Below are 21,393 nucleotides of genomic sequence, written 5' to 3'. Positions count from 1 at the left end.
ACCTGTTCGTTATGATTGAGAAAATGAAAAGCAGAAACGTTAAACTTAAGTGGATGAACGGGATTCCGCCAGTTATGAAAAGGGTGGCCTTGCTGATTCCGCAGTATAATGAAGGAAAAAATTTTGATTTATTACATCGCCTGAACTATTTCATGTCACTCGCAAAGGAGCATAAAACATGGATGGATGTTATACTAATAGATGATGGTTCAACAGACAGTAGCTTTTTGCAAATCGAATCGTTTGTCAGGGAGCATCCGGATGCATTTTATTTTGCGTCGGTAAAACCCAACGCTATGAAGGTGGGCGCTTTGTATTTGGTGTCAGAAGCAGTGAAGCATGAATACGTCATACTATCTGATTTTGATACTGACCTGTTGCACTTATCTAATTTGCCGGCGAGCCTTGATATCCTGGATAAAGATCTAAGACAGATTGGCTGTTACTTCAAGATGATTCCATTTTCCGGAAGCGGCAGCTGTTTTCGTTTGCAGCAACTGGAATATTCCTTTGCGAGGATGTATTACAAGTTCCACCGGAAAGACAACAGTGTGCCCGTTATGCCAGGGGCTGGTTCCTGTTTCAAGCGGGAACTGTTACTGGAAGTATATGCCTTCCATAGTGGGCTCCGGAATGGAGAAGACAGGGAAGCGACGATCCTTGCCCTCAAAATGGGGATGGAAACCATGTATACAAAAGATGTGCTGGCCCTTACACGGCCACCCCTGACATTCAGAACTTTGCTGACGCAAAGGAACCGGTGGTACCTGGGATATATCGAAACTTTCCTGAAGGAAAAGGAATTCTACATGAAGATGCTGGTAAGGTTCAAACGCATTGGCCTCCGGACTTTACAAGACGCCTTAGGTATTGTGGGATTGTTGTTGTTGCCCCTGGAGATATTGCTGGTTTCTCTTATCAGTATCAAATTCGCGATCTATGCTCTGATCGGCGTTTACCTGACAAGCGTCTCTTACTATTTTCTGTTATTCCTTTCGAATCGGGATGAAAGAATAGAGATAAAAGGAAGGAATGTACAGCTGATAGTTATCTATCCGTTGTTCTGGCTACTTATTTCTTTTCTGGCATGGTGGAATGCTGCTATGGCCTATCGTAGGAAAATTGGAAAAAAGGAAGATGGTCAGGGTGTGGTTATTGCGCTCCGGAACCAGGATCAGGACTTACTGCTGGAGGAAGCGGCAAACGAAAATTAACTGACAGGAATTCATACTGAAAAAGTTTTAAAATGTACTTTATGCTAAGTAGCCCTCCCTTAATTTCCTGCATTTGTGTCACCTACCGGAAACCGGATATGCTTGCCCGGGCGATCAGGTGCTTTGTCTCACAAACATATACCAACAAGGAGCTTGTTATCCTCTACGAAGACCACGATCTGCCTACACTTCATTTTCTGGCATGGCTGCCACAGGATGACCGGATCAAACTCGTTTGTGTAAATGGGTCCCCTAAAAAAACGCTGGGAGAATTGAGGAATCTGGCTGTCCTGGCTGCTGATGGGGAGTTCGTATGTCAGTGGGATGATGACGACTGGTATCATATGGACCGGCTCACGCATCAGTATCATGCGATTTGCAACAGTCAGGCTAGCGGCTGTCTGCTAACAAGATGGCTGGTGTTTGATAAACAAACCGGTAAAGCATTTGTATCCAATCAACGGCGATGGGAAGGAAGTATTATGTGCAGGAAAACTATATTCTGCGCGAGGAAATATGACCATAAAGCCAAAGGTGAAGATACCGATGTCATTGACTACCTGCACAACAATCAGCATCTCACGTATATCGACGATCGTCCTGATCTGTATTTATACGTTTATCACGGAAGTAATACCTGGGGAGTGGATCACTTTTCAAAAATATTTGAAGCAAGCCGGGAACTAACAGACTACTCTGCCGTTTTCGGAAGAATACTTAACAATGAATTTAGCCCTGAGGAATGCCTGATGATCATCAACGATATGGAATTCGGCCTCATTGAAGTAAAAGACCCGATCGGAACTAATGACAATTTTTAAGTAATGTTCGATAGTTTTTCCCATTTTAAAAAAGCGAAAAATGAAAAATACTTCCCAAGATATGACCACGCCCGGATTCGGGCAAGTGGTCATCGATAGCACCGGCCATGCAAATGTAAGTCTGCATCAGATCGGCAATCAATATACCCGTATCACAGTTGTTACAGCCGGGGTAAAAGGGATGTTACTGGCAGACTGGATGAAGCAGCACGCCGGATTCGTCACCTCCCTGTTCGATAAGGAGAGGGCACTGCTTTTCAGAGGTTTTGAGCCAACGGACAATGAAGGGATGGCGGCAATTGTCCGGGAAAGCTCAGAAGGCGGCGCATTAAATTATGTGGAACCGTCAACCCCAAGAACAAGGAAAGGCAACGCCATTTATACCTCCACGGAGTATCCAAAAGAACAAAGGATCCCTCAGCATAATGAACATGCTTATTCCGACTTCTGGCCGAAGAAATTATATTTCTACTGTGTGCAGCCGTCTGAAACCGGCGGACAAACACCTGTATGTGATAGCGCAGAAGTGTTTAAACGGATTCCGGCAGCTGTGAGAGACCTGTTTGGGTCGAAAGGAGGTATCATGTATGTGAGGAATTTCTCGGATGAAATAGACATTAGCTGGAAGGAATTTTTTGGTACCGATAACAGAAATGAAGTGGAGACGTATTGCCAAAAGAGAAAGATGAATTTTGCATGGCTGGAAGATAACCGGCTCCGGATTTCCCAGCAAGCCCAGGTAACCATTACAGACAGCCATTCCGGTAGCAAAATATGGTTTAATCAGGCGCATCTCTTTCATTATTCCAATTTAGATAAGGAAGTGGCACATTACCTGGTAGAGACCTATGGGAAAGATAACCTGCCAAGGAATGCTTTTTTTGCCGACGGCTCGGAAATAAATGCTGCCGATCTGGATGCGGTCAGGGAGGCTTATGACCAGGTGATGTTTAAATTTGACTGGGAAAGCGGTGACCTGCTCATGATCGATAACCTGGCATATACACATGGCCGGGAATCGTACACCGGCTCCAGGAACCTGCTGGTGGCCATGTCGGAGGAGGATGGTATACATAATTATCCCGATAGTGCACCGGTATACAGCGCCACAAAGCACACAACAGAAAATACAGATCGGATGGCCACCGAAGATGTTGTGAGCCATTCACGGCAAAATACTTCCAGGCATTTTTTCCTGAAAGAATCGAGGTTTAATAATAGCAAGGCGATGCTGAAATACAAGCTGGCAGTATCCTGTCGGATGCTGCGGATGCTGGAGCTTGATGAAGGTAGCATCAGCGGGCATATCAGTCTTAAAGTGCCGGGCAGCGAAAACCTGTTTTGGGTAAATCCATTCGGTGTGCTGTTTGATGAAGTCACTCCCGACAATCTTGTAATGGTAGATGAAAACGGGATCGTAGTTGATGGGGATCATCCGGTAAACGTAGCAGGGTTTTGTATTCACTCTTCCATACACCAGTCCAATAAAGATATTGGCTGTATTGTACATACACATTCCCCCTGGGGGTACGTTGTTTTCTGCTTTGGAAGACTGCACCATACTTCCCATAGATCAGAACAGCTGTATGTTTTACGATAATCATGTTATTTACAAAGACTTTGACGGTCCGGTAAATAATTTCAGCGGCGCCCAAAAAATTTCCGACGCATTGATGGGGAAGAACGTGGCTATACTGGCCAACCATGGTACGCTTACCTGTGGTGAGGATATTGAAACCGCAGTAATGTATTCGGTGTGCCTGGAAAGAGCGCTACGGCTTAATGTGATGGCCCGGCAACTGAAGTCGGCCATTAATCTTGTAGAGGCAAACACAGCACTGGAATCGAGGGAATGGATCGCCAACCCGCTTGGGTTTAAGATTGAGTTTGATGCACTGGCGCGCAGAGTTGAGCGCGGATATCCTGACATCAGCGACTTTTACCCCGAATCTTTAGATATCTGAAAATGCGTAATCATGTATATCATCACCTTGAAGCAGCACCTGGTGCTTATAATGATCGCAGTTCTGAACGCTTAACTGTAATTTACTATGGACATTAATGAGTTAATCCTGGAAATAGAAAGTAACAATATTGAAATTGCCATTAACGATTCGGGAAACCTGAACGTGGTGTTGCCAAAAAGTAGTAGCAAAAACCAGGCGTTGATTGATAAAATAAAAGCCAATAAAGCTTTGCTGATCAAGCATATCCGGGGTGAGACAGCAGCAGGGGAAATCCCCGGATGTCGTTTGACACCTTTCCAGGAAGGGCTGCTTACCTTCGCAATAAATAACGCAGACAGTCATCGTTACATCATCCGTTGCTCTTTTGATGCGAAAGCGCCGCTTCCTTTTGAAGTTTTCCGGAAAGCCAGTGAATATATCTTCTCACAACATGAGATATTGAGAACCGCCTTCGACGTAGAACCGCATAGACACGGCTTTAAAACAAGGATTTTGCCCATAGATACGCTTTGTTGCAGCAGGCTGTCGGCTTCGGGTTATGATGCTTTTATAAATAGCCCGTTTTCTGTTTCCGGGCCCTTGATCCGCTTTGCACTGGTTGAGGATCAGCAGATAGTGCTGTTGACGCATTGCCTGATAGCAGATGAGCAGGCGGTTGAGTTGCTGGCAGCAGCGTTACTGGATGCCTGCGACCAGATTCAAAAGGGTTTATTGCCGAAAGTAGAAGGGGGGGCATCATTTGCCGCATACTCAGATTGGTTATTCCGGCAGGATCGGACAAAGGCCAAAAGCTATTGGCAGGACCAGCTGAAGAACATAGAGCCGGCGATGCTTGAAAATGTTATTGTACACGAGCGGGCCGTAAAGAGAGAAAACTATGCAAAGCTTCGGTTGGGGTATCAGCTGAATGATGAAACCGGCAATTTTTTGCAGCAGCTATCTATTACAAGTGACAGCGCCTTACATTTTTTTGGGGGACTGGTATTGTCTGCCTATTATGGGGGAGGCAAATTTGTGTGGGGTGATGCCAACATGCATCGATATTCAGGTATGGCCGGTTTCGCATCAACAATTGGTCCGTTGCAGGCAACAGTACCACTTGTATACGATTTTAACCGCCCGCAGACGGTGATGGAGTCGATGCAGGAATTCCGTCATCAGCTGCTTCAGGCAAGAGAACATTCCAGCCTTTCTCTGAATGAAATTTATAATACCGTAAAAACACCAGATCTCTTCAGTATATGTTTCAGCTTTCGGAATAATCCCCGGGAAATAGCAGTTCCCAATGCGGTGTGGGGCTTTCAGTCATACTTTCCCCTCTTCTTACAGGTGTCCCTCTCTGATGATGCAGTGGTGTTTGATGTAAGTTACAGAACAGATCTGTTTCCGGAAATGCTGGTACGCAACTTCACCGCATTGATCGTTGGGTTATATAATAATTTCACTGTTATTAAGGAGCAACTGTTAAGTAAGCTGGATGTTTTTGAGGAAAGTATTCAACGCTCCCATATTGCAGGGTTGCCAACAACTGTGCCGTCAGATTCTCTGCTCAGCCTTTTTGCAAAATCGTTGCAGTTGTATCCAAATGACATTGCTGTAGAGGATATTGAAAATAATTCGCTTACTTATACCATGCTGGAGGAAACGAGTAATCATATCGCGAATATCCTCACCGGCAAAGGGGTAAAAGGAGCAGTAGGGATTTATTTGAATTACTCCGCTAAATTGATCGTGACGGTTCTTGGTGTGCTAAAAGCAGGATGCAGTATTGTCAGTCTGGAGCACGGTTTTCCGATGGATAAGCTGAAATGGCTGGCAATGGAATCCCAATTATCAGCTTGTTTATTGGAGGAACGCGATAGGGTTGTCATGAACGATATCCTGGCGGGGGAATTGTCCTCCTGCCTGATCATAGCGCTGCCGGAAGAGTTGCCACAGGCTGTGCTGAACGTTTCACCTGCACATCCTTTACCAGACGATATTTGTATACTGTATTATACTTCGGGTTCCACAGGGATACCAAAGATCGTCAGCACCAGTCACGGGAATATACTCAATGGTCTTGAATGGCTTAAACAACAATTTCCGGCGGGCCGGCGGGAAACTTTTTGCATGAACATCCGGCTGTCCTTTAGCCCATCCATCCGTAATATTTTTGAAGCCCTCAGTCAGGGCGCCCGGTTATTGGTAATACCTGAATCGCTCTATCATAATGTAGACAAATTCTCTCAGCTCGTAGCAGACAAGCAGGTAACAAGAATTTCGCTGACACCAAGTTTTGTGAAAGTATTAATGGCAAATGATAAAATGAAATGGTTGCAGCAAATAAATATATTGGAGCTTCGTGGAGAGGCGGTCAAGATGTCTGATGTGGGTCCAATACGTAACGCATTGCCTAATGCGGTGGTCATAAACAGGTATGGCGCTACTGAAGCGTCTTCCATCGCATACAATCAACACTATAATTCGTCGTTTGAATACTACCCGCTTGGAAAGCCAGTGTGCAATACGGCTATCAGTATTGTAGATGACTATCTGCGGGTAAGGCCGTTAAATGTTATCGGCGAAATATTGATAGCCGGAAGAAGTGTATCGTTGGGATATTTCAGATCTCCGGACGATAAAGATACTTTTTTATTACAACCTGATGGCTCCCGATGCCTGAAGACAGGCGATTTAGGTTTTATAGATATGGATGGCGTATTGCATTACATTGGGAGAAAGAACAGGATGCTGAAGTTAAGAGGATACAGGATTGAACCGAGTGAGATAGAATATAATCTTGAACAGTTTGAGGGAGTCAGGAAGGCAGAAGTGGTGGTGATGAATAAGGGAGAGGGGACAAGGCTGGTGACTTTTTGTTTGGTAGATGACCCTGGAAAATTTTCCGAAGATCACCTCAAGCAGTTCCTGACAGAGCGGTTACCTGCCTACACCATTCCCGGCAGGATATTATTCCTGAAGGAATTTCCCAGAACCGCCACAGGAAAAATAGATCATGAAACTTTGCAGGATAACCTGGTAAAGGAGAGCTGGCAAAAGGTCGCAGCACCTACTACTACCACGGAAAGGCAGGTACACGCCATTTTTGCCGCGCTGATGCCGGATACTCCTATTTCTCTTCATGAGGATCTTTATGCGATGGGCGCCAACTCCATTGTATTAATGAGAGCTGCATTCAAGCTGGGAGCTGTATTTAATATCAAGTTGAAAGGAGCGGAACTGTTTACCTACAATACCATAGGAAAGTTAGCATCGCATATTGAGAAGGCAGCAAACAGCAACAAACTTACGTATGAAAAAAATTATTACACAGTTAATCAACAAGAAGGAAGTAAGCATATACTCTTTCTGATCCCACCACTCACAGGACCATCGGTTTACCAGGAACTGTCGGCTTTTATGCCTGATAAAATGGATTTCGTGATGTTTGATACTATCAGGATGGAAGATTATCGCACATTTGGCCGGAATATGGAAGCATTGGCGGGATTCTACAAGAACCTAATCCTCCAGCTGGCAAAAGATAAGATGATACATATAGCCGGCTGGTCATTTGGAGCATCGCTCGCCTTTGAAGTAGCTTTGCAGTTAGAGGCACTTGGAAGGAAAGTCAACTCCCTGATTTTATTTGATTCAGGCATCTTCAGTCTGAACGTGGATAGTAAGGGTCAGTGTGAAGACGATGATCAGATAATACACAACATACTGGAACAAGCCCATATTAACCTGGAAGATGCCGACGCAGCTATGATGATTGAACAGTTGAAACAGGCCTGCCGATTGATAGGAAAGTATCGTCCATCCAGGAAGTATAGTGGTAATATATCTCTGATCCAACCAGTGCATTTATCACCATTGGAAGAAAGCGATATCGCATCGGGTAATATCTCAAAGAATTACTGTGCAGGTGAGGTGACTGTTAGCACTACGAAAGAGGAGTGCCTGGAAATTATCCCAGGTTCTGTTAGTAGCTTGGCTGAAATGATTTTCTCCAGAATCGTTTGGATGTGATATTGGTATTCTTTTTAGCGATATATTAAAAGAGAGCGTCTCAAAATTAATTGAGGCGCTCTTTTAGTTTTTACTCATAATAGGTAAGATCATTATGAGATAGTTTATTCAAAATACAATTTTTAATTCAGCAGCGGGCGCTGATCCGCCTTTAAACTTATCGCATTTATTCCCCTTTGTGCAAATGTTGCCGTACATATTCTGCCGTTACAGAAACCTTATCCTTCAATAGATCAGTAACTGTTCCTGTAAACAAAACATTTCCGCCATATTTACCTGCACCAAGTCCAATGTCGATAATCCAATCCGCTTGCGCAATTACATCAAGATTATGTTCTATAACGATCAAAGTGTTATTATTTTCAACCAGGTCGTTCATGAAATCTAAGAGCTTTTCAGTATCGCTTGGATGTAACCCTGTGCTCGGTTCATCCAGGACAATTATTTTATCGGAATGCTCCAATTCTCTTGTTAATTTCAGTCGCTGTCTTTCTCCTCCTGAAAAGCTGTCCAGTCTTTGTCCTAAAGTAAGATAACCCAAACCCAGTTTGAGTAACATGCCCAGAGGCCTGTTATACAGATTGTCAGGAAGGAAATCAATGGCTTCTTCCACGGTCATATTCATGACCTCAACAATATTTTTATTGTTATAATAATATTTTAAGACCTGTGGCTTAAATCCGGAACCTCCGCAAACTTCACAGGGCTGCTCTATATCATCCATAAATGCCAGATCAATTTTTTCCACGCCGATACCTTTGCAATTTTCGCAGGCGCCCTCACTATTTCTGCTGAAAAGTTTATCAGAGACCTTATTTGCTATCGAGAACCGTTTTCTTATATCATCTGATAATTTCAGATAAGTAATGAGATTGGAGCGAATGCTCATGGCAGACAGCGACTGGTCAATAATAGTTATTTCCCGGTGGAACTTAGGCAACACTTTATTGATCAATGTGCTCTTGCCTGATCCGGCAACACCTGTAACTACGGTCATTACGTTTTTGGGGATCTTTACAGAAACGTTTTTAAGATTATGGAGATTAGCATTCTTAATTTCTAAATGCCCATTTGCGCTTCTTGGTTTTTTATTCAGTTTGGATGTTTTTGCAAAATATAAACCGGTTTTCCCTTTTGAATTTTTTAATTCGTCAAATGTGCCTTCGTAAATAATTTCTCCGCCGTTTCTTCCCGATTGCGGCCCCATATCAATAACCCAATCAGCAATTTTAATTAGGTCAGGATCGTGCTCAACAATTAAGACAGTATTGCCCTTGTCGCGTATTTGTTTAATGATAGAAGAAATATTTTGCAGATCTTTCGGATGAAGTCCTATGCTCGGTTCATCAAAAATATATAGCAGGTCGGTGAGGTTGTTCCCCAGATTTCTTACCATTTTTATTCTTTGACTTTCTCCGCCCGATAGGGTATCCGTTCTTCTGTCCAATGTCAGATACTGTAAACCTATGTTTACGATGTTTTGAAGTTTCTTTTTCAGCTCAGTTAGAATTACATCAAAAGTTTTGGATTCCAGGGAACCAATAAATTCCAGAAGCTCGTCGATAGAAAGTGCGGTGCAGTCGGCAATGTTTTTATCATTTATTTTACAGGACAGAATTTTATCATTTAGTCTTTTACCGTTACATACCGGGCAGGGTTTTGTGATGATGATATTTTTCAAAGCCTCTTTCCGGGTGATGTTCTCTTTTGATTCCTTCTTTAGAAATGCTTTTTCAATCCGCGGAATTATACCTTCATATTTTACCGTTTTGCCCCATTCCTTATCAGGGTGCTTTGGTTTGTGTTCCGGGGCGTTCAAAAGTATATCCCATTCTTCCGGGGTATAATCTTTCAGCTTTTTATCGTTATTAAAATACCCGGACAGTGTATATCTCAATAAACGGTAACCGCCGGGCTGAAAGGTCGGAAACATGATTGCCCCTTCGTTCAGAGACTTTTGTTTATCTATAAGGTTGTCTATGTTCACCGTCTGTACAAATCCAAGTCCTTCACATTCCCTGCACATTCCCAAGGGGTTATTGAATGAAAACACATTGGAATATCCCACAAATGGTTTTCCCATTCGCGAAAAAAGCAATCTTAAAGAAGCATACACATCGGTAGCTGTACCAACGGTTGACCTTGCGCTTCCTCCTAATCTTTTCTGATTGATAATAATTGGAACATTCAGGTTATCAATTCTATCCACTTCGGGTACGCCGATATGCTGCAGGCGGTTCCTGATAAAACTTCCCTGTGTTTCATTAAACTGCCTCTGTGCTTCAGCTCCTATTGTTTCAAACACTAGAGATGATTTTCCTGAGCCCGAAACACCTGTAAATACAGTGATCCGGTTTTTAGGTATCTGTACTGAAATATTCTTCAGGTTATTTTGCCTTGCATTCTTTATGATAATATCAGTCATATTCGTTAACTTTGGTAATATTTAACAAAGTTAACTAATTATGCTATTATGAACAAAGGCGAGCGAAAATTCTACAATGTATTTACAGAATTGCAATGTTTTATTTTAGCGAATATGAGCAGGGGGGAAGTGAACGGGGTTACCGCCACTCACTACAATATAATCGAATACATTTATCGAAATGATAAATGTACCGGGAAACAGGTGGCAAAGGCTTTTAATATTAGTCCACCTGCAATTTCCCGGCAATTGAAGTTCCTGGTTGAAAATCATCTCATTGAGCAAAAGCAATCTTCATTAGACCGGAGAATTTTCAATTTAAGTGCAACCGATAAAGGAAAATTCATTATCGATAATTCAGAGAACTTCCGAGAACGTGTCGCAAAACAGGTTTCTAAGGCTCTGACCAGGGATGAATTGGAGAGTCTGACATCTCTTTTAGGTAAAGTTATAGGAGAGATAGTAGAAGGCCATACCTGATTTAAGCCTTTAAAGGTTGCATTCCCCGGACCAATGAGCTTTTAAGGACGAACCCGTATTATTGTCTTCCCATTGATCCGCCCGGCTGAGTTGAAAGTGGTGATGGCATCCTCCAGTGTTGCTATGGCGCCAATGTTCGTCCGTAAACGTCCTTCACGGAATCTCTGTACAACTTCATTCAATTGGATGGGATCCGCTTCTACAACAAAGTCGATTGTAGATCCGTTATCTGGCCGCGCATCTATGGGCCCTGCGATGGTTACCAGTGTTCCCCCGGAACGGATCAGTTTTGCAGACTGCTGGGCAATATCTCCACTGAATATATCAAACACCAGGTCTATTCCGCCTATATCCTGTAGTTTTTCGTTTTCAAGGTCAAGGTATTCCTGTACACCGAAATCGAGCGCCGCCTGCCGGCCGTTGGCACGTCCTGTACCGATAACATAAGCGCCGGCTGCCCGTGCAAGCTGAACTGCCATAGAGCTCACCACGCCCGCTGCACCATGTATAAGAACGGTTTGTCCGGCCCGGAGGCGTCCATGTACAAATAGTCCCTGCCATGCGGTGAGGCCCGACATTACAAGCGCAGCTCCTTCCGCAAAATCAACATCACCGGGTAAAGGCGCAAGGTTGCGTGCCTCTACGGCTACATACTCGGCTAGTGTGCCGTTACGGTGCCAATCTGTAAGGCCAAAGACCCGTTGCCCAACAGACAACCCGGTTGTACCGTAGCCCAGGGCAGTAACCACACCAGCCAGTTCATGGCCGGGAATTGATGGCGAGCGGTCCCGACCGGCACGATCTGTCCATGTGGATGGCCATGTGAGCTCATCTTTAGTGAAGCCTGATGCATACACCTGTACAATAACGTCGTTTAAAGATGCCTCCGGCTGAGGCAGTTCCGCCAATTTCATTCCGGCTGTTCCGGCCGCCTGGTCAGTTACAATGATTGCTTTCATAATACACGTCCTTTTTGTTTAACAGCAATATTGCCGTATGTTAATGATGATTTCCTTTATCCTGGATATAAAATTAAATGTTGGTTTGGTTAGGTTGGTAGACCAGTTTTAAAATGTCCGGGGGACCAGGCAGGGTTAACTGATTTCACTAATAACCGATTTCCAATACATTCATTGGAACCTGCTATTGTTTAGCTCCCTTAATTACTCAAATTTATACGATTTATGTAACTTCAAATTTTAATGAAGTTTCATAAAAAGTATATCATGGATACAACCCTGATCACCACAAGTACCTCTTTGGAAGGTTATAAAATTATCAAACACCTTGGCCTTGTTCGTGGCATAACTGTTCGCTCACGCAGTCTGCTTGGAAATATGGCAGGAGGATTTATGAGTTTGTTTGGGGGCAAAAGCTCAATTTATACCGAGTTATGCGAGAAAACCCGTAAAGAAGCCTATGAGCTCATGATCCTCCATGCACAGGAAATTGGTGCTAATGCAGTCATCAATATGCGTTACGATGCCAATGAAGTAATGAACGGTATTACCGAGGTATTGGCCTATGGTACTGCTGCGGTTGTAGAAAAAGTTTAGACATTGTGTTATAACAAACTACCCCCGGTTGAGATAGACAATACAGCGTATATTCTCATCGCAGCTTAAACATACTGTAACAGCCACAGGTTGATCAGACGGCTATGCTAATCGCCTCCAGGAGGTAATCCTGTTACTTTGAGGGATTTTAAATGTCTGCCCGCTACCACTAACAAGTATTTGCCTGGCCAAAATTTATGACGCAATTGCCCCTTCAGATTGACGCTTTAACGCCCCATAGCTCCAAAAAGGAGTGGATATATTTGTAAAGCAAATCAATTAATTAATCATGAAGACATTGCTCTCACTCCCTACAGTTTCGTATGCAACTGGAATGGCCGGAGAGATAATGCGAACCTAAAGTCAGGCTATAATAGTTGCATTTATTGTAAAATAGAATAGTAAAACAATACGAGCATCCATTAACAAAAATATCATGAGAAACTCACCACATGAAGCAGCTATACCGAATCCTGCACTCAAGCCTTTTGAGATATTGATTGGAGAATGGAAGACTATCGGCACACATCCATATTTTCTCGGAGCTACTTTTCACGGACATACATCATTCAAATGGATGGAAGGCGGCGCTTTCATGATAATGCATTCGGAAGTTGATGAAGAAGGTATTCCGGGCGGTATCGCAATTTTAGGTAGTGATGCTGATACCGGTGAATATTTTATGCTCTATTTTGACGAACGGAAAGTTTCAAGGAAATTAGATGTTTCATTTAGCAATAATACATTGAAGTGGTGGAGAAATGTTTCCGGGTTTTCCCAACGGTTCACCTGGACAATTTCTGATGACGGCGATACCATCGTTAGTAAAGGGGAGTTATCCAGAGATAACATCACTTGGGAAAATGATTTAGAACTAACATTCAATCGTATAAAGTAATACGGAGCTACGCTAAATGCAAGATTATCCCCTTATCAGATTATAATACCTGTCCGGTTAAATACTGATCAACACAAATAGACTGTATTAATGGTCTGTAATTATTTTCAACCTTTAACACAGTTTATTTCACAGCCTTTCTCATCCGCGATAAGGTATATACAGTCATCCCCAGATAGCTCGCTATATATTTACTAGGGACCCGCTTTACAAGTTCAGGGTAATTTTGCAGTAACATCTTATACCTGTATCCTGCACTTAGTCCCCGCATGAAGGAAAGCCTTAATTCGCTCTGGCAATAGTATCTCTCAGTTAATCTTCTGCCTACGATATTGAATTCTGTGTGTTTGTTATAAAGTTCCTTCAGATCATCATGATGGATGAATATTACTTCACAATCCTCCAATACTTCTATTGATTCCTGGCTTGGGAGCCTGCTGTAAAAGGAGAGGACCGAAATCAAAAAATCGTTCTCCTTCATAAACCAGCTGTTAACTTCATCTCCCGCGTCATTGATGCAGTATGCTCTTAAAAGCCCTTTTGTAACAAAATAAAGATAATTGGATACCTGCCCCTGTTTTAACAGATGACTTCTTTTAGTGTATGTGCCTGTTTTTAGTTTGGAGTCCAAATCTGATTGCAATTCCGGTGAAATGGTTATAAACTGGGAGATGACAGCAAAAATAGCATCGAACATAAGAACAGTAAATTTGACAATGGATTAATGTATTATAAAAATACTGAAAATTAAGCGAATACGAATATTTGCCATATAGCAATGTTATACTTGTGAAATCGACTTACATTTTGATTCGAAAACCGAATTATAGTGAAGCAGGTTTGCATTTTGATACTTCTTTATTTTGATTGATACAAAAGTGGATGACTACTGAAATACAAATAAGTTTCATTTAGAAGACAATACAAAATTCAATACTTTAAAACGCTCTTTAAAAATGATCTCCGGTATGGATACTCCCCGGTTCGCCCGTATATAACCCATATATACGCCATAGTTTCGCCGGACATACCTCGTATCTAATTACATACGGGTCATGTAGCTTGAAAACGTTTTAAGCATATGTTTCTTAACTCACTAAAATATTTGTTTATGGCTATTCTAACTGAAGGCATCAATTTTATTGGTAGAATAGGCAATTTAAATGCCTACAAACTGAAGGGCTCAGATAAAATCATTGTTCGCAAAAACACTGCGGGACCTTCTAAAGCGGATATTCAAAGTTCTCCCACTTATCAGCGTGTGCGGGAGAATATCACTGAATTTGGCGCCTGCAGCAGCGCCAGCAAAGCTATCAGGCAGGTGCTTTATCCTGTAAAGCACCTGGCCGACTATAATTTCACACCTACCCTCTGCAAACTGGCAAAGAATATCCAGGTGATGGATACAGCAGGAGAGCGGGGCAAAAGAAGTATACTGTTATCCCGTTACGGGCATTTGCTGGAAGGGTTCCAGCTGAACAGGATAAACACGTTCGACAGTATAATCCGTCATCCTGTGGCCTGTTCTATTAACAGGGAAACCGGAAGTGCCACCATTAAGCTCCCTGCCTTAGTGTTGGGGATAAATTTTATTACGTCCCGGAATTACGCCCGTTTCCGTTTTGTTGCTACCATTGGGCTGGTACCGGATATTGTATATAAAGTCAATAACTATAAAAGCAGCGAACAAACATCATTGCCGGAGGTGATATTTACGGAATGGCAGTCGTTGCAGCAATCTTTTGAGGCGCAAAGCATTACTATGCAGCTCAAAGAGCTGAATGCCTTAAGCGATACCAAAACCATAATGGTTGGTATTGGTATTGAAATGGGAGTATCTCTCAGCAACCAGGTAGTAGAGCGGATAAAACATGCCGGCGCCGCAAAGATCCTGGCCGTAGGATAGTCTGCGATCTTGCTTCCATGGCAGATGACGGCAGGAAACGGCCTGCAGTTTTTTATCTACAAACAAAAGTATTATGCCGGTAGAAATTTTAACAAAAGAAGATTTTGCGATTTTTAAAAAGGAGCTATTCCAGGAGCTGCGTGAACTCTATAACCCATCAACCACGAAAGCCCGTAAATGGCTTAAGTCGTACGAGGTAAGGGAAATCCTGAGTATTTCACCTGCTACCCTTCAAACCATGCGCAATAATGGCACACTGGCTTATGCTAAAGTGGGAGGGTTGCTTTACTACGATTACGACGATATCCTCAAACTACTTAGTGGTGAAAATAAAAAATAGATTATTCCTGATAAAAGAACACCATGAAAATTAACTACATCAGGCATCTTAATGCCTTCTTCGCACAGGTGCGGAAAGATAACCAGTTACGCGCCCACCATGTGAGCCTTTACATGGCCCTGTTCCAGGTATGGAACCAGCATCATTTCAAGAAATCCTTTCCCATCCTGCGCGAAGAAGTCGTTAGGTTGTGCCGCATTGGCTCTATGAACACGTATACCCGCTGTTTGAAGGAACTTCACAGCTATGGGTACATCCACTACCAGCAAGGGAAAATGACCATGCCGGGTATTGTGATTATGCTTCCACTTCCCGGTACTGATGACGATACGCCGCAATTGCTGCTATCTGACAAAGTGAAAAGTACAACGGATCGCAATATTGATACACAGTCGCGTAACAAAAATGCGACTGTACTGTGTATCAAAAATGATACTGTACCAGTCGCAATTTTGCGATGTTTTAATAATAAACAAATAAACAATAGAAAACAGGAGAGAGAAAACGGGCTCCCGCCCTCAGAAAAAAATTATAATAATCAAGTTAAAAACTCCTGCTGCGATAAGGATATACCCCGCGCGGAAATTCCAGCCGCCGCGGAGCGGATACTTCCCGATTTATCCCAGGTACAGGAATTTTTCAAGGCCAGTGCTTATCCGGCAACGGAAGCCAGCAAATTTTTCCATCACTACACGGCAAACGGATGGAAACAGGGCGGCAGGGTGCCTATCACCAACTGGCAGGCCGCCGCGCATAAATGGATACTGAATATTAACCTTCAAATAACCCAAACACATGACAGAAACACCAGACAATCAACCGGGGCAGGAAGGCTCCAGGTCGAGGAAAACAAAAGCTATTCAGAGCCCTTATGACTACCACTGGCTCATGCAGCAACTGGAGGAGCATGGAAAGAATGTATACGATCCCCGGTTTAAGCTCGATGATACAGACCGGCCTGTTATCATCAAATTACTGGCCTATTTCCTTTATGATGAAGCAGTGGCCGCTGCAGAAGGACTGGACCTTCAAAAAGGCTTATTGCTCATGGGGCCCATCGGATGCGGCAAAACCTCCCTGATGACGCTCATCAGGGCATTGGCCCCGGAATCGTACCGGCCATGGATCGTATCCTGCAGGGATATCAGCTTTGAATTTGGCAAAACAGGTTATGATGCCATAACCTGCTACGCTAAAAAGGCATTCTTCCCTTATTCCAATATCCCAAAGGTACATTGCTTCGACGACCTGGGAGTGGAGCAACCCATCAACTATTGGGGAAACAGCTGCAACGTGATGGGGGAGATATTGCTATCCCGGTACGACCTGTTTATTTCGCATAAGATGCTCACGCATGTTACAACGAACCTGAACAGCAAGGAGCTGGAAGAGGCGTATGGCAACCGCCTGCGCAGCAGGATGAGGGCGATGTTTAATTTGGTGGCGTTTGGAAATGAGACAAGGGATAAGCGGAGTTAGGAGATATAGGATTTCGATCTGACATTTAACCGGCCGGCCAGGGGATATGAAACCTGGCCGCCGATACAAAGTGGCAACGTAATCAATATGCGTATAAAAAACAAAACAAAAGATTGTAATTTTAAATCCTATTCTTAACTTTACATCCTGTTTATTACCTATTAAGTCCTTTTATGAATTTACGTTTAGCCCTGTACTTGTTGTTAACCGGTTATACTACTATTTGTTTTGCCCAATTGGAGGAGAAGTATACCAATTATATTCCGTCGCCTCCAAACATTGCTTGTATCCAGCAATATGGAGATTATCCGGTTGCTGGTGTCACCAGACTACCTGCCACAGGTTTTCCGCTGTTTTCTGTCGATCTGAACAAGTATTCCCTGCCGGCAAACAAATAAAATCCATACAAGACATATCAACTGACTGAAAATCCAAGAAATCCTTGTACATGAAAACAAAAATACTGCTTCTCCTGAGCTTTCTTTGCTGCGCGGCTATTTATGTTAGCGCACAAGACGAAAAACAAAGTATTCCCCGGGTGATTGGCCCGTCCCCTAACGCCGCTGCCATAGCTAAATACGGTGAAGTTCCCGTATCGCACTATACAGGAACAGCAGACATCAGCATCCCCATATTTGAAATAAAGAGCAAAGACCTGTCAGTACCTCTACAGCTTAGTTATCATAGCGGCGGAATAAAGGTACAGGAAGAAGCATCTCTTGTTGGCCTGGGCTGGACACTCTTTACCGGTGGTGTGATATCAAGAGTTGTTAAAGGGGCCGATGACCTGGAAACCAACGGGTATGTTAATTCTTACATGCCTGCCAGTGTAGGTCCCGATTATATGTATGTGCGCCCCGACAATACGACCTATAACAGGGACATCCTCTTCCTGAGCGATGCACTGAATGGCCAGGCCGATGGGGAGCCCGACATCTTCCAGTTCAGTATCAATGGCGCTTCAGGAAAATTTGTATTGAACAAAAGGCCTAATATTAATTCTCCGATAACCGTAACACTTCTCTCGCAGGCAGATGTAAAGATAGAAGTAGTCCTTAACCAGACCACCCGTATGTACGAATGGATTATTACCAATCCTGCCGGTATTAAATATTATTTTAACACAACTGAAATCAACACGGCCAGAACCGGGGTGTCTACAGAGGAGCTTCAGGCAGACCTTGATGCTAAAGATGCTACTCCTAAAGAAACTGTAACTTCCTGGTTTTTGGACAAAATACAATCGCCAAATGGCCCCACTATCAATTTCACTTATACAAAAACGTTTCCCGGCGCCGCGCAAGTGATGAGCAGAAGCCAAATTAAACGGCATATAATCAGTACTAACCTTGCTCCTCTGCCAGGTAATGTAAGCTATTGCCCAATCGGACCATATCATGAATTCACCTATTTTTCTTCCTATTCGGAAATACAGGAGGTCTACCTTAAAACCATCACCTTTCCTGATGGAAAAATAGAATTCAGTCACAGCAAAAGAGACGATATAGAACCCGTTGTAAATACAGCAGCTTCCTACCCGTTAAAACTCGACAACATAAGTATATATTCCAAAGAGGATGGAGTTTACATATTTCAGAAAAAATTTGACCTATCTTATAATTATTTCGATGGAACTGATTATTTAACCAAGCGGTTAAAGCTCGTTTCTGTTACCGAAACTAATGGCCTTAAACCCAGGGCGCCTTACGTATTTACCTATAACACACTTCCATTGCCGGCCAAAGACAGTAAGGCAATAGATCATTGGGGATTTTATAATGGGGCCAGGAATGACGATTTAAGAGAAAATACCAACAATGGTGATCATATGGCTAAGGGTACTTTAGTTCCGCCAATTACTATTAAACGTTTTGGCACCAATGAAGATGTTGAGTTCGTGGGGGCCGACAGGGATCCCAATCCTCAGTACTCCCAGGCAGCCATTCTTCAGAAAATCACCTACCCCACGGGAGGAAGTACCAGTTTTGAATATGAGCAGAACAACTATTATTCGCCGGAAACTATCATCAAAAGGTATCAGAATATTGTTCCACTGCACAAAAAAGGACCAGAATCATCTGTTATTGAATTACAACCAAACGAAGCGTTGATAAAGATCGATTCTATCAGAGTAGTCGAGGTTGAATCGCATTGGGCTTGTATGGATAATACCTGCATGACCGTTGATAATGGAGAGATTGAATTTGATGCAGCAAATTTATATATAATGAATGGTAGTAACCAGGTGTTTACCGGGGGCGTTGGGATCAATATCAATTATTACAATCAGCAAAGCGCCGACGGCTTTGGATCATTTACCTTATATCCAGGCATCTACAAAATAAAGGCATTATGCGATGGGCGTTTCTTTAATTGGTTAACGGTTAAATATATTACCAAAGATACCATTATTATTAAGGAGCGATATGGTCCCGGAGTGCGGGTTAAGTCATTGACCAACTATGATGGTGTTAGCCATGCAAATGACCAACAAACCAGCTATTCATATCTCACTAAATATCCTGGCGAAACCAGCCTTTATAGCTCAGGAGTACTAATGACCACTCCTCAATACAACTACCTGGGTACCGTTGAGAACTTCTGTACAGCTTCTCCTGAAGCGCCTGTTTACTACGAGGTAATGTCCAGCGGGACTGCTGTTTTCCGTGAGTCTTCTTCCATCATGCCAATAAGCGCCTCTGCCCAGGGCGGTCCTTTGGGATATACATTCGTTACAGAAAGTCAATCCCAAAAAGGTAAAACCGTTTATGAATATTTCAATTCTCCTGATGTTATCAACTCGCCGGCCTTTCCAAATGTCCCTACAATCCCCAATCCTCAAAATGGATCATTAAGGAGCCAGTATATTTATTCGACTCAACCGAATGGACAGAACAAGCTTGTCAAAAGGATTTCGAGGTCGTATAACATTGATAACTTAAGAGGTAAAACAATCCGCGGAGTTAAAATTCCTGAATTAAAGTTTGCTATATTTCGGCTTAACGCCAACTTAAGCACTTATACTTTTTCGAACGTAAAGTTTTACGATCTGTATTCCGATTTTACTTACCTTTCAATGGATACCGTAGTTGATTACTCTACTGCCAACACCACTGACTCACTTGTAATTGTAACAAAGTACGAGTATAACCATCCTCAATACTTACAGCTTTCCAGGAAAAGCTATGCTAACAGTAGCAAGCAAACAGTAACTACCAATTATAAATATCCTTTTGATTATCCGAATGATCCGGTTTACCAATCAATGGTTAATAAGTATATGATAGGGATCAATATTGAAAGTATTGAAGATATTAATGGCAATCCAAACAAATCATTCAGGAACAACTTTAGTATCTGGCCGGGAAGCAAACCATTATTATCCAGTACGGAGGAAAAGTATGGTACCGGTAACTACGAAAAGATACTGAGTTTTAACAATTACGATAGCGAGGGAAATATCCTTACCCAGTCAAAGAATAGTGATGTACCGGTTTCCTATAAATGGGGCTATGGCAATAACTACCCTGTTGTTGAGATTGTAAACGCAAATAGTAACCAATTTTACTACGAGAGCTTTGAATATGGCGCTAATAAGGGTATCCTGCAAGCATTTGCACGAACCGGGAAAATGGTGAAAGCATCAGGATTTCAGGTTAATTTTACTATCCCGGATCAAAAACAATATATCCTTACCTATTGGTACAGGGTAGGTACAACCGGCTCCTGGATCAGGAAATCTATCAACTATACAGGACCTTCCTACGTAATCAGTGACGGCAATTATATAGATGAAGTCAGGATTTATCCTAAAGATGCACTTATGCGTACCTATACGTATGATCCATTATTAGGCATCAGCAGTATCACAAGTGAATCTGATAAAACCGTTTATTTCCTATATGATGGTTATGGTCAGTTAAAAGAATCGAGAGACCAGGATAATAAAGTTTTGAAGATTTATGATTACCAGTACCAGAAACCGATAACTCAGTAAGTACAAAAAGGTGTATTCTATGTTGAAAAACAGGTCTTGAGATGAAAACGATCTATCAGGGCTGGTTCTTAGGAACCGGCCTTTGAACGCGGCCACAGGCGGCTGAGGATGTCGTATTCGAACCGATTAACAGATTTTAAAATTTGTTTAGCAGGTGTTGGAGATCGCGAAATGTTCTTTTCAACTGCCGTTTGAGAATATGACGAATTGTATGTACTTTTATTTCAAGTTTAGTCTTGAATTAATATCTTTTAACCCTTAGCAATTTTCTGTACCGATGAAGTTGTGCAAAGTAT

At 42.7% G+C, this 21,393-nt stretch carries 17 protein-coding genes; 14 read left to right on the top strand and 3 right to left on the bottom strand.

Annotated features, from left to right (window positions below; genetic code table 11):
• The first annotated feature begins 53 nt into the window (after positions 1-53).
• The 5 genes from ABIE50_RS21215 (at position 54) to ABIE50_RS21195 (ending at position 8,016) form a co-directional block, all read left to right on the top strand.
• The gene (locus ABIE50_RS21215) at positions 54-1,214 is read left to right on the top strand and encodes a glycosyltransferase family 2 protein (RefSeq protein ID WP_209859924.1); all 1,161 of its coding nucleotides are present in this window, start codon (positions 54-56) and stop codon (positions 1,212-1,214) included.
• Positions 1,215-1,255: 41 nt separating this feature from the next.
• Positions 1,256-2,035: a glycosyltransferase family 2 protein gene (locus ABIE50_RS21210; RefSeq protein ID WP_209859926.1), complete on the top strand. Its 780-nt coding sequence runs from the start codon at positions 1,256-1,258 to the stop codon at positions 2,033-2,035.
• A gap of 40 nt (positions 2,036-2,075) precedes the next feature.
• Positions 2,076-3,635 (top strand): TauD/TfdA family dioxygenase, encoded by a 1,560-nt coding sequence (locus ABIE50_RS21205; protein WP_354028106.1) that lies wholly within the window; start codon positions 2,076-2,078, stop codon positions 3,633-3,635.
• Positions 3,622-3,999 carry a class II aldolase/adducin family protein gene (locus ABIE50_RS21200; RefSeq protein ID WP_354028105.1) on the top strand — a complete coding sequence of 126 codons (378 nt, stop codon included), beginning with the start codon at positions 3,622-3,624 and terminating at the stop codon, positions 3,997-3,999. The genes ABIE50_RS21205 and ABIE50_RS21200 overlap by 14 nt, the downstream gene beginning before the upstream one ends.
• An 87-nt stretch (positions 4,000-4,086) precedes the next feature.
• Positions 4,087-8,016: an AMP-binding protein gene (locus ABIE50_RS21195; RefSeq protein WP_209859930.1), complete on the top strand. Its 3,930-nt coding sequence runs from the start codon at positions 4,087-4,089 to the stop codon at positions 8,014-8,016.
• A gap of 166 nt (positions 8,017-8,182) precedes the next feature.
• On the opposite strand, the gene ABIE50_RS21190 is transcribed toward ABIE50_RS21195, so the two are convergent.
• Positions 8,183-10,441 carry an ATP-binding cassette domain-containing protein gene (locus ABIE50_RS21190; RefSeq protein WP_209859931.1) on the bottom strand — a complete coding sequence of 753 codons (2,259 nt, stop codon included), beginning with the start codon at positions 10,439-10,441 and terminating at the stop codon, positions 8,183-8,185.
• 48 nt (positions 10,442-10,489) lie between these two features.
• Here ABIE50_RS21190 and ABIE50_RS21185 point away from each other — a divergent pair, with 48 nt between their 5' ends.
• Positions 10,490-10,921: a MarR family winged helix-turn-helix transcriptional regulator gene (locus ABIE50_RS21185; RefSeq protein WP_209859933.1), complete on the top strand. Its 432-nt coding sequence runs from the start codon at positions 10,490-10,492 to the stop codon at positions 10,919-10,921.
• Between the two features lie 41 nt (positions 10,922-10,962).
• Here ABIE50_RS21185 and ABIE50_RS21180 read toward each other — a convergent pair whose 3' ends face one another.
• Positions 10,963-11,880 carry an NADP-dependent oxidoreductase gene (locus ABIE50_RS21180; protein WP_209859934.1) on the bottom strand — a complete coding sequence of 306 codons (918 nt, stop codon included), beginning with the start codon at positions 11,878-11,880 and terminating at the stop codon, positions 10,963-10,965.
• Between the two features lie 267 nt (positions 11,881-12,147).
• On the opposite strand from ABIE50_RS21180, the gene ABIE50_RS21175 reads away from it, so the two are divergent.
• Both ABIE50_RS21175 and ABIE50_RS21170 read left to right on the top strand, forming a co-directional pair.
• The gene (locus tag ABIE50_RS21175; protein WP_209859937.1) at positions 12,148-12,477 is read left to right on the top strand and encodes a YbjQ family protein; all 330 of its coding nucleotides are present in this window, start codon (positions 12,148-12,150) and stop codon (positions 12,475-12,477) included.
• Between the two features lie 436 nt (positions 12,478-12,913).
• On the top strand, positions 12,914-13,375 hold the full coding sequence (locus tag ABIE50_RS21170) for a hypothetical protein (RefSeq protein WP_209859939.1): 462 nt from the start codon (positions 12,914-12,916) through the stop codon (positions 13,373-13,375).
• A 124-nt stretch (positions 13,376-13,499) separates the two neighbouring features.
• Here ABIE50_RS21170 and ABIE50_RS21165 read toward each other — a convergent pair whose 3' ends face one another.
• Positions 13,500-14,072 (bottom strand): Crp/Fnr family transcriptional regulator, encoded by a 573-nt coding sequence (locus tag ABIE50_RS21165; RefSeq protein WP_209859941.1) that lies wholly within the window; start codon positions 14,070-14,072, stop codon positions 13,500-13,502.
• A gap of 414 nt (positions 14,073-14,486) precedes the next feature.
• Between ABIE50_RS21165 and ABIE50_RS21160 the strand changes: the two genes are divergently transcribed.
• The 6 genes from ABIE50_RS21160 (at position 14,487) to ABIE50_RS21135 (ending at position 21,097) form a co-directional block, all read left to right on the top strand.
• Complete coding sequence (locus tag ABIE50_RS21160) at positions 14,487-15,281, top strand: hypothetical protein (RefSeq protein WP_209859943.1); 795 nt, start codon at positions 14,487-14,489, stop codon at positions 15,279-15,281.
• Between the two features lie 73 nt (positions 15,282-15,354).
• A complete protein-coding gene (locus ABIE50_RS21155; protein WP_209859945.1) occupies positions 15,355-15,621 on the top strand; it encodes a helix-turn-helix domain-containing protein in 267 nt (88 codons plus the stop codon).
• A gap of 23 nt (positions 15,622-15,644) precedes the next feature.
• On the top strand, positions 15,645-16,496 hold the full coding sequence (locus tag ABIE50_RS21150) for a hypothetical protein (RefSeq protein WP_209859947.1): 852 nt from the start codon (positions 15,645-15,647) through the stop codon (positions 16,494-16,496).
• Positions 16,417-17,100, top strand: a complete 684-nt coding sequence (locus tag ABIE50_RS21145; RefSeq protein ID WP_209859950.1) for a hypothetical protein — start codon at positions 16,417-16,419, stop codon at positions 17,098-17,100. Before ABIE50_RS21150 ends, ABIE50_RS21145 begins: the two co-directional genes overlap by 80 nt.
• Before the next feature lie 173 nt (positions 17,101-17,273).
• Complete coding sequence (locus ABIE50_RS21140; RefSeq protein WP_209859952.1) at positions 17,274-17,498, top strand: hypothetical protein; 225 nt, start codon at positions 17,274-17,276, stop codon at positions 17,496-17,498.
• A gap of 50 nt (positions 17,499-17,548) precedes the next feature.
• Positions 17,549-21,097, top strand: a complete 3,549-nt coding sequence (locus tag ABIE50_RS21135) for a hypothetical protein (protein WP_209859954.1) — start codon at positions 17,549-17,551, stop codon at positions 21,095-21,097.
• Positions 21,098-21,393 lie beyond the last annotated feature (296 nt).

This window comes from Chitinophaga sp. OAE865, from assembly GCF_040546735.1.
In the GTDB taxonomy this organism is placed as follows: Bacteria; Bacteroidota; Bacteroidia; order Chitinophagales; family Chitinophagaceae; genus Chitinophaga; species Chitinophaga polysaccharea_A.
Note: the sequence above shows the minus strand (reverse complement) of the source record. Positions and strands in the feature narration are given on the sequence as shown.

What these genes read in the sequence shown, in the direction of transcription:
- ABIE50_RS21215 (WP_209859924.1), top strand. Translation starts at nt 54, where the DNA reads ATGAACGGGATTCCGCCAGTTATGAAAAGGGTGGCCTTGCTGATTCCG.
- ABIE50_RS21210 (WP_209859926.1), top strand. Translation starts at nt 1,256, where the DNA reads ATGCTAAGTAGCCCTCCCTTAATTTCCTGCATTTGTGTCACCTACCGG.
- ABIE50_RS21205 (WP_354028106.1), top strand. Translation starts at nt 2,076, where the DNA reads ATGAAAAATACTTCCCAAGATATGACCACGCCCGGATTCGGGCAAGTG.
- ABIE50_RS21200 (WP_354028105.1), top strand. Translation starts at nt 3,622, where the DNA reads ATGTTTTACGATAATCATGTTATTTACAAAGACTTTGACGGTCCGGTA.
- ABIE50_RS21195 (WP_209859930.1), top strand. Translation starts at nt 4,087, where the DNA reads ATGGACATTAATGAGTTAATCCTGGAAATAGAAAGTAACAATATTGAA.
- ABIE50_RS21190 (WP_209859931.1), bottom strand. Translation starts at nt 10,441, where the DNA reads ATGACTGATATTATCATAAAGAATGCAAGGCAAAATAACCTGAAGAAT.
- ABIE50_RS21185 (WP_209859933.1), top strand. Translation starts at nt 10,490, where the DNA reads ATGAACAAAGGCGAGCGAAAATTCTACAATGTATTTACAGAATTGCAA.
- ABIE50_RS21180 (WP_209859934.1), bottom strand. Translation starts at nt 11,880, where the DNA reads ATGAAAGCAATCATTGTAACTGACCAGGCGGCCGGAACAGCCGGAATG.
- ABIE50_RS21175 (WP_209859937.1), top strand. Translation starts at nt 12,148, where the DNA reads ATGGATACAACCCTGATCACCACAAGTACCTCTTTGGAAGGTTATAAA.
- ABIE50_RS21170 (WP_209859939.1), top strand. Translation starts at nt 12,914, where the DNA reads ATGAGAAACTCACCACATGAAGCAGCTATACCGAATCCTGCACTCAAG.
- ABIE50_RS21165 (WP_209859941.1), bottom strand. Translation starts at nt 14,072, where the DNA reads ATGTTCGATGCTATTTTTGCTGTCATCTCCCAGTTTATAACCATTTCA.
- ABIE50_RS21160 (WP_209859943.1), top strand. Translation starts at nt 14,487, where the DNA reads ATGGCTATTCTAACTGAAGGCATCAATTTTATTGGTAGAATAGGCAAT.
- ABIE50_RS21155 (WP_209859945.1), top strand. Translation starts at nt 15,355, where the DNA reads ATGCCGGTAGAAATTTTAACAAAAGAAGATTTTGCGATTTTTAAAAAG.
- ABIE50_RS21150 (WP_209859947.1), top strand. Translation starts at nt 15,645, where the DNA reads ATGAAAATTAACTACATCAGGCATCTTAATGCCTTCTTCGCACAGGTG.
- ABIE50_RS21145 (WP_209859950.1), top strand. Translation starts at nt 16,417, where the DNA reads ATGACAGAAACACCAGACAATCAACCGGGGCAGGAAGGCTCCAGGTCG.
- ABIE50_RS21140 (WP_209859952.1), top strand. Translation starts at nt 17,274, where the DNA reads ATGAATTTACGTTTAGCCCTGTACTTGTTGTTAACCGGTTATACTACT.
- ABIE50_RS21135 (WP_209859954.1), top strand. Translation starts at nt 17,549, where the DNA reads ATGAAAACAAAAATACTGCTTCTCCTGAGCTTTCTTTGCTGCGCGGCT.